A 14,666-nucleotide genomic window follows, 5' to 3' on the forward strand; every position below is an offset into this window, starting at 1 on the left:
TTACTGATTAACATGCTGCTTTAACGACTCAATAAAAAGCTTGGTCGATATGGATTGCGGCGAGTGTTCTGCAAACATGATAGAGATAGAAAATGACAGCGCCGGAGAAAGTGAGCGAACGCTGACTGATTCGTCATCTTGATACTGTATTGCTGTCCATGGGTCGACAATCGCAAAACCCGCATGGTGTTTGACCAGTTCAGCAGCAGCGGCGTAACTGCGCACTGTGATTGCATGGTGATAATGTTCATCACGTGCAGATAGTGTTTGATGTAGCAATAAACCGAGTGGGTCGCGACTGTCCAAGCCGATGATTGGCAATTCGTGCTGAATCAAATCATCAAATGATATCGCGTCGTCAGTCGATTTGAGCGCTTCTTTTGGCGCAATCAAAACAAGTTGCTGTTTGAGTAAAACCTCACTCAAAATCGCGGGTGGCGCTTCTTCACCAAAGGCAATTGCCACATCCAATTCGTGCTTAAGTAAGCCTGAACACAGCTCATCACGGTTTGCGGTTAATAGTTCAAATGAGATGCCTTGTTGCTTCGATAGTGCAGCAACCGTTGGAGCAAGCAGTTGGGAAGCTAAGACAGGAGGTGCTCCGACTCTCAAGTGCTGAGTGCCTTGTTTCACTTTATTGGTGAGGGAGCGAAATTGCCCAAGCTGTTGGTAGACTTTCTCGGCTTCTGGTAATAGGGCTTTGGCTTCTTGGGTCGGTACTAAGCGGCCTTTGACGCGCTCAAACAGGGCAAAGCTAAGTTGTTGTTCCGTATGGGCAAGTACCCGAGTGACATTAGGCTGCGATACATGCAATAGGCGCGCGGCACCAGAAACGGTTCCGGTCTGCATGATAGCGTAAAAGACTTCCAATTGTCTTAAATTCACTGCGGTTTCCTGTTGTTTCGTTTGAGCTAGAAGCTAGCTTATCCAATTCTTACGCCTTTTAACAATAGTTGGTAATTACCCTCAGCTTGAGTAAGATGAGTTGGTAACCCCTTAGTTTTCACGGAATTATGACTGAGCTATTTGATCAAAAAAGTTTGCAGCCGCTGTACATTCAAGTCGCGGATGAATTAAAGCGCGAAATTGACAAAGGTACTTACCCTGCAGGCAGTAAGCTTCCATCGGAAAATCAGCTGGTGGAATTGCTCAAAGTCAGTCGAGTGACGGTTCGTAAAGCGCTTCAACAGCTTAATGATTTGGGCTACACCTTCTCAGAAAAAGGCAAAGGGACGTTCGTTAAATCCAACAAATTGCGTCATGATTTCTTGTCCATGTCTGGCTTTGCTCAAGAAGCGGCAGGCTCAGGGTTAGAAGCTAAGAACATTGTTGATGCGTTTGAAGTGGTTCCTGCAGACGAGTTAGTCGCTGAAAAACTCAATATTGCGCAAGGTGAGCCAGTTAACTTTGCTCGTCGTTTACGTCTGATTAATGATCAGGTTGTTTCTTATGAGGAGTTCTATATTCCTCGTGTTCTTTTGCCTAATTTAACGCAACAAGACCTTGAAGGCTCAAAGTTCGAATACTTAAGTCGTCATGGCATTGAGATGGTGAAAACGCAGCAGAAATTGATTCCTGCCTTACCGGATGATGCGGCACAGAAACTGTTGGTGGTTGATAAGCTGGAGCCTATCTTGATCAACCAATCTCAGAACTTCTATGAGGAACAAGGGATATACGAGTATTCCATCGTTTATTACAAGTCGAGTTTGTACGACTTTGAAATCACCGCACGAGTTTAAAGACCTTGAATTAAACGAATATTGAACGAATTGAAAAATAGCCCACCGATGTGGGCTATTTTTTTATTTATAGGTTTAATAACTAAGCAACTCCATGCATTTTGAATCAATAACAAGTGTGACGTGTGACAAAAAACGAGAATGAAAAATACAACCTGTATCTAACCTGTATTACGATAAATACAAGTTGAATACAGGTTGTTATTTCTTTGCACTCTTTGGAGACAAAAATTATGGCGCGAGATGCGAAAGTTGTAGCGAGTAAAGTGATGTCCTTGCTAGGTGGTGAGGGCAACATCGCACAACTTAATCACTGTGCAACACGACTGCGTGTTGTGGCCAAGGACGATGGACTAGTAGACGCGGAAGGACTCAGCGCGACAGAAGGGGTACACGGTTACTTCTTCCAAAACGGACAGCACCAAGTGATCTTGGGTACTGGTTTTGTGGGTAAAGTATTTGCCATTATGAAAGGCAATGAAGCGATTGAAGAAGCGCCACAAACCGAAGAGAAAAAAGACAAAGTCAGCACCTTTCAAGCGGTGACGCGTACCTTCTCTGATATCTTTGTTGCCATTATTCCAGCACTGGTTGCTACGGGTCTTTTGATGGGCTTGCGTGGTTTACTCGTCAACGGTTTTGGCATGGAGCTATCGCCACAGTTAAACACGCTTTCGCAAGTTCTGACCGACACGGCATTTATCTTTATCCCAGTTTTGGTGACTTGGTCAGCGATGCGCGTATTTGGCGGTAACCCGGTTCTCGGCATTGTGCTCGGCCTGATGCTAGTTGCGCCACAATTAGCCAGTAAGTGGGATGTGGCCTTTGGCAACGCAGAAGCCATGATCATTCCGTTTATGGGTTTTGATATCGCAGTTACCGGTCTGCAAAGCTCGATTCTTCCTGCGGTATTTATGGGTTGGTTCGCGGCGATGGTAGAGCGCACTTCGCGCAAACACATTCCAGAAGTGTTGGACTTAATCCTCACACCATTTATTACCTTGTTGGTGTCTCTGATTGTTGGCTTAGTGTTCGTAGGCCCACTTCTGCTTGGCATAGAGAAACTGATTACTGAGGCGGTGCTGTACTTCTTGCAAATTCCTTACGGAATCGGTGGTTTGATTTACGGTGGTGCTATTCAATTTATGGCCGTGACTGGCATGCACCACACTATCGTTCCAATCACGATTGCGATGGTGACAGACACAGGCTTCGACTACATCAACCCACTTGGTACAGCGGCGATTGCCGGTCAGTTTGGTGCGGCGATGGCGGTCATGACCATGCAAACAGACAAAGTAAAACGCTCTGGCATGTTTGGCGCCGCACTTCCTGCACTATTTGGTATCACAGAGCCTGCCATGTTTGCGATTACGCTTCCTCGCGTTAAGCCTTTCCTATACGGCTGTGTCGGTGGTGCGATTGGTGGCTGTCTTGGTGCTATTGCAGGCATCGGCTCCGCGGGTACAGGCGCAACCATGCTACCGGGTATGTTGTTGTACCTCGGCGGTGGTCTAGGCATGTACATGCTTGTCATGCTGGTGGGTGCAGTGTCGGCGTTCGCTCTAACAAAACTGTTCTACAAAGAACCAAAGTAATTCTTTTCACTCCCGTTGTTTAGCGGGAGTGCTTTCTCTTTTTGGAGTCGTTATGGATTTTTCTAATCGCCAAAATCGATTTGTGAGAATCGATGAGGTGAGCGCGGAATATTTGGCAGACATTAAGCATAAAACGAAAACAGACCCGTTTTATCCGAGCTACCACATTGCCCCGCATCATGGCTTAGTGAATGACCCAAATGGTCTGAGCTACTTTAATGGTGAGCATCATATTTTCTATCAGTGGTTTCCACTAGGCCCCGTGCACGGTTTGAAACATTGGTATCACGTATCGACCAAAGACTTCGTCAACTTTAACGATCGCGGCATTGCGATGTATCCAGACCAAGATTACGACCATCACGGGTGTTATACGGGTGTGGGTGTTCCTCATAATGACGAATTGTACTTGTTTTACACCGCCAACCTTCTGAATGAAGAAGGGAAAGGGTTACCAACACAAGCGCTCGCGGTGATGGATAAGCAAGGCAAGATCGAGAAAAAAGGCGTTGTAGTTGAGTTCAATTCTGATGCGTACACGCAAGAATTCCGTGATCCAGTATTAGTCACTCGCGACGACGGTTACCACATGCTGATAGGTGCTCAAGGGCATGATGAAAAAGGCAAGCTTGCTTATTATCACGGTTCCGATATCGACGATTACCACTATCAAGGCAATATTGATGTGGGTCTGGGTGATTTCGGTTATATGTGGGAATGCCCTAACTATTACGAACAAGGTGAAAACGGCGTGTTTATCTTCTCTCCTCAAGGCGTAAGCTCAGAGAGTAAATATGACCTGAAGAACGTTTTCTCTGTGGTGTACATGGTGGGCGAGCGCATTGATTTCGAAAACAAAGTCTTTTCTAATCAGGGTTACCGAGAGTTGGATAAAGGCTTTGATTTCTACGCTCCTCAGACCTATCTCGATGATCAGCAGCGACGTATTTTGATTGGCTGGTTGGGTAACTCGAAGAGTGAATACCCAACCGATAAGAACCGTTGGGCGCATATGCTGACGCTACCTCGTGTCTTGACTATTGAAGGGGATTACCTCATTCAAAGCCCACTACAAGAATTGGAAGCGTTACGCAAAGATTCTGTCGAAGTCGACGGTTCACATTCGTTGGATTCTCAAGCATTTGAGGTCGAGCTTCATGTTGATGGCGCTTTCTCTTTGGTTCTGTCCAACCAGAAAGGTGAGCGAATGGTATTTAGCGGCGATCAACATGAGTTCACCCTAGATCGAACTCATGTTTCTCATTTGCATGCTGAGGCTTTTGGTACCGTTCGTTATGCCAAGCGACTTGAACAAGCACAGCGTATTCGTATCTTCGTGGATAACTCTGCCATCGAGATTTTTGCCGACAGCGGTAAGACGGCTTTCACCTCGCGGATCTTTATTGATGATCTGTGCAACATCGAGCTCAAACAGGCTCAAGCAACACTGCATTACTTGTCCCCGATCTCATACTGCTAGCAGTTTCGGATTGGTTTTTGGCCACCAACTTGGTGGCCTTTTTTGTGCCTGCTATTTAGCAATGAAATTGATTCATAAATTTTGTGATATCTGTCATGTCACAATGCTCATATGAATGAGTTTTATTTCTATCAATTTCACTCAAAAAATTGCTTTAAAATCCGATAATTATAAATTTTTATATTTAAGTTGCTGTAATTAAAGGTAAATAATCAAAGATCTAAAATCGTGATCTCGTCTAGCAAAAACGGTTTAGCAATATTGTTTTGCTGATTTTGTTGATCAAGAATTAGCCCCGTCCACTGCTAATGATCGGCCAGTTAATTAGCAGTTCTTTTTTGTCCATAGCTACACATAAGCCCTCCTTTAAGGCGGGCAAACTATTAAAAAATACAAATATAGGGGTTCACATGAACAACACTATTAAGCTTTCGCTAGCGGCTGTTTTAGTATCAACAGCAATGACTGCAAACGCAGGTATCAGCATCGTTGACAACGAAGAAGGTAACTTCTCGGTTGGCGGTAACGTAGAGCTAAACTTCAACTTTGAAGATCGTGAATCAAACGCCAATGACGACAGCGAATTCAACCAAGACGGTCGCGTACTTATCGAGTTTGCGGGTGAAAAGTACACCAGCAACGGTCACTATGTGGGTGTAAAAGCACAGCCTCTTTTTGAGAGCACAGGCAACATCGCACTGGATGATGCGTACTTTGAATTTGGTAAGAAAGACGGTTGGGCGATTAAAGCGGGTCGTTTCGAAGCTTATGATATGTTCCCTGTGGGCCTAGACGTATTCCTTGAGTATTCAGGCGATACGGCGAATGACCTATACGCAGACGGTGCGGCATACTCTTACCAAATGAAAGAAGCGCGCGGTCGTGGTTCTGATGGTCAGATCATGTACAACCAAACATTCGGCAACCTATATGTAGAAGTTGGTGCGATGTTAGGTGACCGTTCTAACTTATTTGATGGCGGCGTTGGTGGTTATTACCACGGCAAAGAAATCACAGAAAGCAAAGATGCATTCCTACTACGACCTGTCGTTGCTTACCAAATGGGTGATTTCACAGTCGCAGCATCGATGGAGACTAACCTAGTTTCTGACGCTATTGTTGCCGATGGCGTGGACATCTCAGATCGTACGGGTTACGGCTTAACAGGTAACTGGACAAGCGGTGATTGGTCTGTGAACGCAAGTGTTTCTTACCTAGATGCAGTAGACGAGAACAACATGTCGGCAGGTGTGAACGCATTGTGGAATAACCTAGGTCTTGGCTACATCTACTCAACGAACGAATTCGAAAACAAAGAGTTTTCTTCTTGGGCGGAAGGCGACGTAAATGTATCAACTTGGTACGCTTCTTACGCATTCCGTGATGTGCTAGAAGTTCAGGATTTCTCAATCCTACTAGGTACTTACTACACTATGGTCGACAACAAGCTGACGCAGCAATCGGATGCAACTGCCTTTGCTGAAGAAGACGATTTCGGTGCCCGTGTTCGCCTATACTACGAATTCTAATTCCTCCCTTTGGAAGCCAAAAGCCCAGCGATTGCTGGGCTTTTTGTTATTGGCTTATGGCAAGTTGGCCATCGCCATTCATTTTATGATTCAAATACCACATCACACAGACTGCCATCGCCATGGTGCCAGCTGCCAGAATGAAGCCATACTCGGTCAAGCCATAGTGGCTCAACACGGCAATAACAACATAACTTAAAGATTGCACGGTAGTGGCGAACATGCTGATTCCGCCATCGACTCGTCCTCGTTGATGGACAGAGACAGTGTGGTGCATCCAATTGATTCTTGCGATTCGATTCAACGCGTTAAATGTGCCAAAGAGCGCAGTAAACATAAGAATGGTCAGTGGATGTGCGGATAAGCTCATGCCAATTAAAGCAATTACTAACACGCTCATCGATACGACAATAATGCTGGTGTGACCAAACTGATTCAGCACCTTGGTCACGATAAATCCGGTTAGTAATGAACCCAAGCCAAAGCTGATGTTAAACCCTGCGTACCAATCTCCCGAGATACCTTGCTCCGAGAACCAAATAGGCACCAATTTTCCAAGATAAGTCAGAATGGGATAGGACAAGCAAGACAGCAAAATGAAAGTGTAAAAGGTCGGCTCTTTAGCAAAGATTTGCTTGCTCTCTTTTAACTGCGACATAAAGGCAACAGTGTGAGTGTCTCTGATTTGTTGCACGTACGGCGTGGCCATATAGAAAAGGGCGGCGATAGAAGAAGCGGAGGCAGCAAACAAAGCAAATTCCTTCATGCCCCACATCTCTAATAACACTATACCTAGCGCGCCAGCGCCCAGTGTAGTCGATTGCATCACGATTTCTTGTTGTCCGGAAATTTTGGCGTATTCATGGCGTTGGTAGTTCTCTTGGGTGAAAGCATTGTTGGTTGTCCATGCGAAGTTACTGGATACCCAATAGACCAATTGTGCAAACGCTAACAACCAATGTGAGCCAAGCTCAAACCAGTACGCGACAAAAATGATGAACGCCATACCAGCTTGTAACCACTGATTGAGCACGAGTAACTGCTTTCTTGAATGGCGGTCGATAAGAGTGGAGAAGAAAGGTGTAGCCAAGAAAGAAACCGCAGTACAAGAGAGTGAGACCAAAGCAACAAAGGTTCCCATTCCCGGTTCAGCCAACATTACCCATGGCAGTGCCATCATGAATAATCCGGAAGAAATGCTATCGAAGAATCGCCCAGCCAAGTAGGGCAGCGTTTTATTTTTCATCGTTTTTATCTGCTTAATTTGTTAACGTGGTGCAACTTTAGAACCTCAAGTAAACTTGAGGTAAAGCGTTTTTTTAAACAAGAGGTCAGAAATGGAAATCAGCGTAGGCGAGGTGGCAAAGCGCTCTGGAGTGAAGGTATCAGCGCTGCACTTTTATGAGCAGAAGGGATTGATTTCAAGCTGGAGAAATCAAGGTAATCAACGTCGCTACCATCGCAGCGTACTTCGTCGTGTGGCTGTGATCAAAGCAGCGCAGCAAGTTGGATTGTCGTTAGAAGAGATCAAAGTGGCATTAGAAGAGCTGCCCAAGCATCAAGCACCAAACAAGCAGCAATGGGAAACCATGGCCAGTCATTGGCATGAGCAGTTAGAACAAAAGATTCAAAAGCTCAAAGCGCTACAAAACGATTTGGGAGGTTGTATTGGTTGCGGGTGTCTCTCACTAGAAACTTGTGCATTAAGAAACCCAGAAGATGTGCTCGGTAAAGATCATGCTGGTTCGAACCTGACCCTCGACGAACAAGAGTCATAACAACGGCTGAGCTGGTTATTCCTTATCGAAACTATCCACCACAATCGCGCCCATTGAAGCAGGCATAGTAATCACAATCACCCGTTTGAGGGCGATAAGTGGGTCGGTGAATAAAGGAAGTTTGTTGATGCAGAATAGCACTAAAGCCACCACCACAGCGGCGATGAAGTAGGCAATTACCACACGAAAGATGAAAACGGCAACGCGCGTTTTTATGTTGCTTTGAAATACGCTTTGATAAGCGAAAAAACCTAAGAAGAGTACCGACAAGCTGAATAGCATCAGCAAATTCAACATCGGCAAGCTTTCACCCAAGCGCCACGCTTCTTCCGAGAAAGAAATTGGGACGGCGAGAGCAAAAGCGCCAACTAAAACTTGGCTGGCATCTTCGAGGTTAAAGTGGCTGCTCATGCTTGAGACTCAGGCGTGCTGCTTGCTAAGAGCTGCTCAAAGCGCTCATTGCCGTGAAGCAGCTCGAGATCTTGTTCTTCCGCTAACAGATCGCGAATGGAAGGGCTGGTATCAATCGCACGCTCTAAGTCTTCAATCGCTTGCTCTTCAATCCCTAAACGAGAGTAGGCACAAGCGCGTTGGTAAAGGGCTGGGCCGTTTGTATCGTCCACTTCCAGTACTCGGTTACATAAGCTCAGTGCCCAGTGGTACTCTTTGATCTCCATAGCGGCGTCGGCTTTGTAAGTCAGCGCTTCTAAATCACCAGGGCGAACAAGCAAAATTTCATCGTAGATGTCGATGCGTTGTTCCGGAGTTTGTGAGCTTTGTGCACGAAGCCATAAGTTATGGATTTCGTTGATCTTCTCAATCTCTTTGTTGTTCTCGCTGATGATGCGGGTTTTACGTTTCAAGTCACGCTCCAACGCCACGAACTTTTTCTCATATTCCTGAGCGATCTTTTCTAATCGCTTGTCTGCCATCTCTTTGGTGTTGTGCTTAAACTCGCGCAGAGATTGCCAACCAACAAAAGCAATGAGTGAAGCGACACCCGCAATGATGTAGAAGAAGTAGGTAACCGTCACGTTAGCGTAGTTCAAAGATTTATCAGCCACCGTTAACTCACGGTCGGTGATTTCAACAATCATTCTTCGTTCTAAATCCTGTTGTTCCTGACGCAGCGACTTCAACTCATCAAGGATATAACGCTCCATTAATGGTCTATCCAAAAGGTCGGATTCTGAATACTTTTCTTCGGATGCAAGAGTTGGAAAGGAGAGCAGAGCAGCGAAGAAGATGCCGATGATTAAGCGCATAGAACGTCCTTTTGCGTCGAGAATGGATGGATCTCTGAAACCATAGCAAATACAGACAAGGTTTAGCAAAAAACAGATGAAAAATGCTTGTTTTATAAAGCGTTCTGATGGGCTCGTATCTTGTTCTTTTGATCATGAATGGATACTCTTTCCGGCTAGTAAAGCGATGGAAAAGCAGAACCAAGGAACAGAAGTATGGACGCCAAAGCACAAGCTTATCTTACCCATTATATGGAGACGCTCTCTCAACAAGAGCAAGCAGCGATTCCCTCAGTAAGCGCTGATTATTATTGTGCTGACGAGTACAACGCCAATACTTGTGCTGAGCTAGTTAGAGTCGGCCAGAAAACGGCCTCTTGCAGTATGGAACTCTGGTACAGCGAACACGGAGAGGTGATGCCTCAAGTGGGGCACTTACAAGTGGTGACCAATTGGGACGGCGAACCTGTTTGTATTATTCAAATCACAGACGTCAGTACCTGCCGATATTCGGACGTGAGTGAAGAGTTTGCCCAAGCTGAAGGGGAGGGCGACCGCACAATAGCTTGGTGGCGAGAAGCACATACTAAATTCTTTAAAGCGGAATGTGATGAGTTAGGCATTGAGTGGCACGAGCAGCGATTATTGCTGCTAGAGCGGTTTGAAGTGGTTTATCCTATATCCAAGTAACCCAACGAAAAGGCTTGGCGCGTTGCCAAGCCTTTTCATTAAATACGATGATTTACGCTAATTGTTCTTGGCTATAGAGCCGTTGGATCAGCGTTTGCCATTCTTCTCTTAATACGCCGTATTTGATGGAGTCGTAGTACTCGCCTTGGTAGTAACGCACTTTACGAATCCGGGCTTCCTGTTGCATGCCAAGCTTTTCTGCGCAACGCATCATTCTTGGGTTACCCGACCATGTTGTTAAACCCACTCGTGCTATGTCTTGGGTTTCGAATATATGGCTAATCCAAGGCACTAGCGCACAAAATCCCAACCCTTTATCCCAATAGTTCGAATCGTAAATGACGATACCAGCTTCAAGCCAGCGAGTGCTTTCACATTCCCAATACCAACTCACTGAGCCGACGGGCTTACCTTCGAACTCAATCAATAACATGTCCTCGCCTTTCAGTAGGCGTTGAAAGGTGTGATTACGAAAGCCTTCTAATGTCGGTGTTTGATAAGGGAAGTAAGGACCATTGAATTGCGCCCAGCGCTCATCCTCAGTAATGAGCTTATAGAGCGCTTTGGCTTCTTCCGGAACGGCTCGTCTTAATGTGACGCCTTGGAAATGGTACATAACACTCCTTTTAGTAACGAATAAGAGTAACGAATTAACGTTTGACCGCAGTGACGCTGAACATGTGCCAATGTTTTGCATTGCCGAGAGCAGTGCTGCCATCTTCATCCCGCTCATGGAAGTGGAGAATGTCATACCCTTCAAACAATGCTTCGACTTGCTCTTTGGTGAACGCACTGATGTCTGGATGCGTTTTGGCTTTGACCCAAGAATCTTTCATGCCCAGTAAATCCCCACAAAAAACACCACCGGAGACTAAGGCTGAATCGATTCTCTGCCACACGCTTTCAAAGTGCTCTCTAGGGCAGAAGAACAAACTCGCACTGGCAATGAACAAGCTGCATGGCGGGTAATCAAAGTCACTAAAGCAAGACTGCGATATGGAAAAGTTAGGATTGCCTTCGAAACGCGTCAAGCAAGTTTCCACTGCATCTTGATGAGTGTCAAACGCGTAAACGGTAAAGCCTTGATTGAGGAGGTAGTTCGAATCTCGACCGGTACCGCATCCTGCATCAATGGCGATTTTGTTGTCGAGCGTAAGCAGATTGGCGGCACGTTCTACGTTTGGTCGGTGAGGTTGGCTCGCAACCTTTTGATAGTAATCGTTCCATGTTACTGACATTGAGATTCCTTTCTTATGTGTAAAAAACGCTACTCAGTGCCTGAATAGCGTTTTGATTTAGTTTTGTTGACTTTATCCTCGAAGGGAAGCTACAGCTGATCCTCGATTGGCAGAATGCCCGAGAACCAAGCACCCATTTTTCTCCACACGCTGGCTTCTGGCTCTGAATCAAATTCTTCGCCTGTTGCTTGATCAATCCATGCGATATCACCATCTTTGATGATGAGTTGATAGGCATTTTCTTTCAACTGCTCTGGCAAAACGGTTTGTTGTTTTTGCACGTACTCTGGTTGCTCTATAACTACGCCCATCTCTGTATTGAGCTCAGCCGAACGTGGATCCCAGTTCATCGAACCTACAAACAAGGTTTTCCCATCGATCATCATGGCTTTGGCGTGCAGGCTCGCTCGGCTGCTACCGGTTAAGCTCCATTTGCTTTTGATTTTCGCGCTGGCTTTTACTTCCCATAGTTTAATGCCCGCTTTGACCAAATCTTCACGGTACTTGGCGTACCAACCGTGCACAGCAAATACATCGTTTGATGCCAAGCTATTGGTCACGATGGTGATATCTATCCCTCGTTTTGCCGCATCAGTCAGAGCTTTTGTTCCGGATTCTGTCGGCACAAAGTAAGGGGAAATTAGAACAAAAGAATCTTCAACGCTCTCAAGGAGTTCACCTAAGTTCGCGACCAGTTGGCTTTTTTGGGTGGCAATCTTATCGGGTAAGTCGAACCACACTTGGCCTTGTCCCCAATACAGGTTCAGTTTGCCTTGTTGGAGCTCCTCATACAGGTCTAACTCTTTGAAGTTATAGGGACCAGTAGAAAACTTCTCTTCCAATTTGAGCTTTTTCACTTGCGCTTGAATCGCATCGTCTGCCACTTTTTCAGACTCAGGCACAATCCATTCCATTGGGATGGCATAGAGACTATTCCAATACAAATCGAACTGGTCAGCAGTTTGCGTCACGGCCTCGCCATATAGCATCAAATCGAAATCACCAAACTCGACATTGGACTCGAAGGAGAAGTATTCATTGCCAATGTTTCTGCCGCCGACAATGGCAGACACACTATCGGAAATCAGAGCCTTGTTGTGCATGCGACGATTAAGGCGGTCAAAGTCACTTGCCAATGCAAATACACGCGCATCTCGATATTGGTGTGGGTTAAACAGTCGGATTTCGATGTTTGGGTGAGCGTTCAGTTCTGCCATTCCTGCATCATTTCGCTTTTGCATGTCATCTAGAAGTAGGCGAACGCGTACGCCACGTTGTGCTGCTTCATACAAACGCCACGTCATTAGTTGACTGGTCTCGTCACTGCGATAGATGTAGTACTGCAAATCTAGGCTTTTTTCGGCAGATTCAATCAGTGCTATTCGAGCTAATAGCGCGTCGTTTCCCTGATTAAGAGGGTAAAAGCCAGTATCTGAGTTAGGGTCTTTGTCGTAACTTTCAAAGAACTCTGCCAACGATGAGTCGCTTTGATATCCGAACTGAAAACTGGTGGATTTCTCACTTGGATCTCTTGGCTGAATTGAGGAGCAAGCCGAGATAAGTACAAGCATTGAACTGAGTAAGGCTTTAGAGAGAGAACGTAGCAATGCACACTTCCTTGTTAATACACAACGTAACTCTTTGATTATATATCAAGCTTTAAATCTGGGTAACGCGAGTGATTGTAGCCAAGTCGCAGATTTCTCAATAAAGCAACCGAATCTGAATGACTCGATATGGTTTTTGGAAAGCATATTATTCGGGCGGACAATATCATGTTTTTTACTTATGTTTTACTCAGAAATGGTCAATATCACTAATATCTGGTGGTAATTACCAACACTGCACTGAGAGAAATTACCAATTTAGCCTAACTTATTGATATTTAAAGAGTAAACGTTTGGCATGACGATTGCGTATAAACAGTGAGCGTGAGAGGTCGTAACTTGCGGAGATGGTTAAGTTTTTGTTAATTTTATTAACTTGCCATGGATAGTTCTTTTGTGATTGATAATCGCGAAACACAGCAGAAGCACGGCGCTCTTATAAAGTTGTCTATTTCAGATGCAAACACTCACTGTTTGTCCGCGGGGAGTAGGAGATTGGGTTATCGAACGTTCCGTTTGTTAATTCAGCTCTAAGGCGAAGGCCTGACGAGGATGAACAGGAGAATACAAAAATAAAAAAGGATTTTTGATGTTAGCAAAACCAGTATTACGTTGGCTGTTACCCTTCGTCGTAGTTGGTGGTTCTTATGCGGGTTATGCCGCGATTGCCGCTACTGCGCCCGAAAAAGAGTCAATCAAAGACACCATTACTGAACCCACAGTACAAACCTCTTCACTTTTTCCTACCGATCATAAAGTTGTTATCACCAGTCACGGTGAAATGCGTCCATTCGAAAAAACGCACCTAGCAGCGCAAGTTAGCGGCGAAGTGATCAGTTGGCACCCAAATTTTGTGACGGGTGGAATCGTAAAGCGTGGTGAAGTGTTATTCACGATTGAAAGTGATAACTATGAAGCGGCTGTTCTACAAGCAGAAGCGGGCTTGGCAAGTGCACGTGCTGCGTTGATCGAGGAACAAGCCAAAGCAGAAGTCGCAAAACGCCAAGCGAAAAAGTTAAGCGACAAACAAGTCACAGACCTTTACTTACGTAAGCCTCATGTCTTGAGTGCTCAGGCGCAAGTCAAGTCTGCACAAGCTGCGTTGAAGCGAGCCAACCGTGACCTAGAAAACTGTAAAGTGATTGCGCCATACGATGCACTTGTTGTTGAGCGTGATATCGGTGTGGGGCAGTTTGTCTCTTCCGGCTCTCGAGTTGCAACCTTGAACAATATCGAAGTGGCGGAGATCCACGTTCCTATCGCTGGTTTTGACAGTGCATTCCTTCCTGAATCTTTGAAAGAACTACGTGCGACTGTAACGCAGCAAGGCATTCTATCGACGACTCGTGAAGGCAAAGTCGTTCGTGATCTCGGCATGATCGACAGCGCGACTCGCATGATCAATATGGTGATTCAAGTTCGTGACCCATATGGTCTAGATAACAATCAGCCACCGATTAAGTTTGGTTCATATGTTGAAGTGAGCTTTACCGGTAAAGAGCTCAAGCACATTTATCGTCTCCCTCAGGAGCTAGTTAAGAACCGCACCGTTTGGGTTGTGAATGGCGAAAACGAACTGCAACCTAGAACGGTTAACGTACTTCGTGCAGAGGGCGAGTTCCTACTTGTGGGGGAAGGTCTTGAGCAATCAGATAAGCTGGTTCTGACGTTACCTGAGTACCCGCAAAAAGGTATGGCTGTCCAAGTCGCAAAAAAGAATGACGACTCCGAAACCGTCGTACAGTAAGTAGGAGTCAATC

Annotated in this window: 14 protein-coding genes; 7 read left to right on the top strand and 7 right to left on the bottom strand. The window is 45.6% G+C overall.

The genetic code is table 11. From position 1 onward, the window contains the following. The gene (locus ACLIIY_RS21685; RefSeq protein WP_434529382.1) at window positions 1-885 is read right to left on the bottom strand and encodes a LysR family transcriptional regulator; all 885 of its coding nucleotides are present in this window, start codon (window positions 883-885) and stop codon (window positions 1-3) included. Between the two features lie 128 nt (window positions 886-1,013). On the opposite strand from ACLIIY_RS21685, the gene ACLIIY_RS21690 reads away from it, so the two are divergent. The 4 genes from ACLIIY_RS21690 to ACLIIY_RS21705 all read left to right on the top strand — a co-directional run bounded on the left by ACLIIY_RS21690 (window position 1,014) and on the right by ACLIIY_RS21705 (window position 6,349). Continuing rightward, a complete protein-coding gene (locus ACLIIY_RS21690) occupies window positions 1,014-1,742 on the top strand; it encodes a GntR family transcriptional regulator (protein WP_434529383.1) in 729 nt (242 codons plus the stop codon). 233 nt (window positions 1,743-1,975) lie between these two features. Next, window positions 1,976-3,340 carry a PTS transporter subunit EIIC gene (locus ACLIIY_RS21695; protein WP_270052139.1) on the top strand — a complete coding sequence of 455 codons (1,365 nt, stop codon included), beginning with the start codon at window positions 1,976-1,978 and terminating at the stop codon, window positions 3,338-3,340. A 52-nt stretch (window positions 3,341-3,392) separates the two neighbouring features. Then, complete coding sequence (locus ACLIIY_RS21700) at window positions 3,393-4,820, top strand: sucrose-6-phosphate hydrolase (protein ID WP_434529384.1); 1,428 nt, start codon at window positions 3,393-3,395, stop codon at window positions 4,818-4,820. Window positions 4,821-5,230: 410 nt separating this feature from the next. Beyond that, the gene (locus tag ACLIIY_RS21705) at window positions 5,231-6,349 is read left to right on the top strand and encodes a carbohydrate porin (protein WP_434529385.1); all 1,119 of its coding nucleotides are present in this window, start codon (window positions 5,231-5,233) and stop codon (window positions 6,347-6,349) included. Between the two features lie 46 nt (window positions 6,350-6,395). Here ACLIIY_RS21705 and ACLIIY_RS21710 read toward each other — a convergent pair whose 3' ends face one another. Further along, window positions 6,396-7,595, bottom strand: a complete 1,200-nt coding sequence (locus tag ACLIIY_RS21710) for an MFS transporter (RefSeq protein ID WP_434529386.1) — start codon at window positions 7,593-7,595, stop codon at window positions 6,396-6,398. Window positions 7,596-7,686: 91 nt separating this feature from the next. Here ACLIIY_RS21710 and soxR point away from each other — a divergent pair, with 91 nt between their 5' ends. Next, entirely contained in the window at window positions 7,687-8,127 is a 441-nt protein-coding gene (soxR, locus tag ACLIIY_RS21715; RefSeq protein ID WP_005441477.1) for a redox-sensitive transcriptional activator SoxR, read from the top strand. 15 nt (window positions 8,128-8,142) lie between these two features. Here the strand turns inward: soxR and ACLIIY_RS21720 are convergent, their stop codons facing one another. Both ACLIIY_RS21720 and ACLIIY_RS21725 read right to left on the bottom strand, forming a co-directional pair. After that, the gene (locus ACLIIY_RS21720; RefSeq protein ID WP_005441475.1) at window positions 8,143-8,538 is read right to left on the bottom strand and encodes a DUF2391 family protein; all 396 of its coding nucleotides are present in this window, start codon (window positions 8,536-8,538) and stop codon (window positions 8,143-8,145) included. Then, a complete protein-coding gene (locus ACLIIY_RS21725) occupies window positions 8,535-9,392 on the bottom strand; it encodes a tetratricopeptide repeat protein (protein ID WP_020196089.1) in 858 nt (285 codons plus the stop codon). Before ACLIIY_RS21725 ends, ACLIIY_RS21720 begins: the two co-directional genes overlap by 4 nt. A gap of 195 nt (window positions 9,393-9,587) precedes the next feature. On the opposite strand from ACLIIY_RS21725, the gene ACLIIY_RS21730 reads away from it, so the two are divergent. Continuing rightward, complete coding sequence (locus ACLIIY_RS21730) at window positions 9,588-10,061, top strand: ASCH domain-containing protein (protein ID WP_434529387.1); 474 nt, start codon at window positions 9,588-9,590, stop codon at window positions 10,059-10,061. 52 nt (window positions 10,062-10,113) lie between these two features. On the opposite strand, the gene ACLIIY_RS21735 is transcribed toward ACLIIY_RS21730, so the two are convergent. From ACLIIY_RS21735 to ACLIIY_RS21745, 3 genes are all read right to left on the bottom strand, one after another. Next, window positions 10,114-10,677, bottom strand: coding sequence for a GNAT family N-acetyltransferase (locus tag ACLIIY_RS21735; RefSeq protein WP_078609920.1), 564 nt, complete (start codon window positions 10,675-10,677; stop codon window positions 10,114-10,116). A 34-nt stretch (window positions 10,678-10,711) separates the two neighbouring features. Then, entirely contained in the window at window positions 10,712-11,299 is a 588-nt protein-coding gene (locus tag ACLIIY_RS21740) for a methyltransferase domain-containing protein (RefSeq protein ID WP_434529388.1), read from the bottom strand. A gap of 89 nt (window positions 11,300-11,388) precedes the next feature. Then, window positions 11,389-12,906, bottom strand: a complete 1,518-nt coding sequence (locus ACLIIY_RS21745; protein WP_434529389.1) for a phospholipase D family protein — start codon at window positions 12,904-12,906, stop codon at window positions 11,389-11,391. Between the two features lie 589 nt (window positions 12,907-13,495). On the opposite strand from ACLIIY_RS21745, the gene ACLIIY_RS21750 reads away from it, so the two are divergent. Beyond that, window positions 13,496-14,653, top strand: a complete 1,158-nt coding sequence (locus ACLIIY_RS21750) for an efflux RND transporter periplasmic adaptor subunit (protein ID WP_009706355.1) — start codon at window positions 13,496-13,498, stop codon at window positions 14,651-14,653. The last annotated feature ends 13 nt before the right edge of the window (window positions 14,654-14,666 follow it).

Origin of the sequence: Vibrio sp. K4 (assembly GCF_051122595.1) — a bacterium.
Lineage (GTDB): Bacteria > Pseudomonadota > Gammaproteobacteria > Enterobacterales > Vibrionaceae > Vibrio > Vibrio owensii.

Bases quoted from the DNA above. Each gene is read 5' to 3' on its own strand.
- ACLIIY_RS21690 (WP_434529383.1), top strand. From the start codon at position 1,014: ATGACTGAGCTATTTGATCAAAAAAGTTTGCAGCCGCTGTACATTCAA.
- ACLIIY_RS21695 (WP_270052139.1), top strand. From the start codon at position 1,976: ATGGCGCGAGATGCGAAAGTTGTAGCGAGTAAAGTGATGTCCTTGCTA.
- ACLIIY_RS21700 (WP_434529384.1), top strand. From the start codon at position 3,393: ATGGATTTTTCTAATCGCCAAAATCGATTTGTGAGAATCGATGAGGTG.
- ACLIIY_RS21705 (WP_434529385.1), top strand. From the start codon at position 5,231: ATGAACAACACTATTAAGCTTTCGCTAGCGGCTGTTTTAGTATCAACA.
- ACLIIY_RS21710 (WP_434529386.1), bottom strand. From the start codon at position 7,595: ATGAAAAATAAAACGCTGCCCTACTTGGCTGGGCGATTCTTCGATAGC.
- soxR (WP_005441477.1), top strand. From the start codon at position 7,687: ATGGAAATCAGCGTAGGCGAGGTGGCAAAGCGCTCTGGAGTGAAGGTA.
- ACLIIY_RS21720 (WP_005441475.1), bottom strand. From the start codon at position 8,538: ATGAGCAGCCACTTTAACCTCGAAGATGCCAGCCAAGTTTTAGTTGGC.
- ACLIIY_RS21725 (WP_020196089.1), bottom strand. From the start codon at position 9,392: ATGCGCTTAATCATCGGCATCTTCTTCGCTGCTCTGCTCTCCTTTCCA.
- ACLIIY_RS21730 (WP_434529387.1), top strand. From the start codon at position 9,588: ATGGACGCCAAAGCACAAGCTTATCTTACCCATTATATGGAGACGCTC.
- ACLIIY_RS21735 (WP_078609920.1), bottom strand. From the start codon at position 10,677: ATGTACCATTTCCAAGGCGTCACATTAAGACGAGCCGTTCCGGAAGAA.
- ACLIIY_RS21740 (WP_434529388.1), bottom strand. From the start codon at position 11,299: ATGTCAGTAACATGGAACGATTACTATCAAAAGGTTGCGAGCCAACCT.
- ACLIIY_RS21750 (WP_009706355.1), top strand. From the start codon at position 13,496: ATGTTAGCAAAACCAGTATTACGTTGGCTGTTACCCTTCGTCGTAGTT.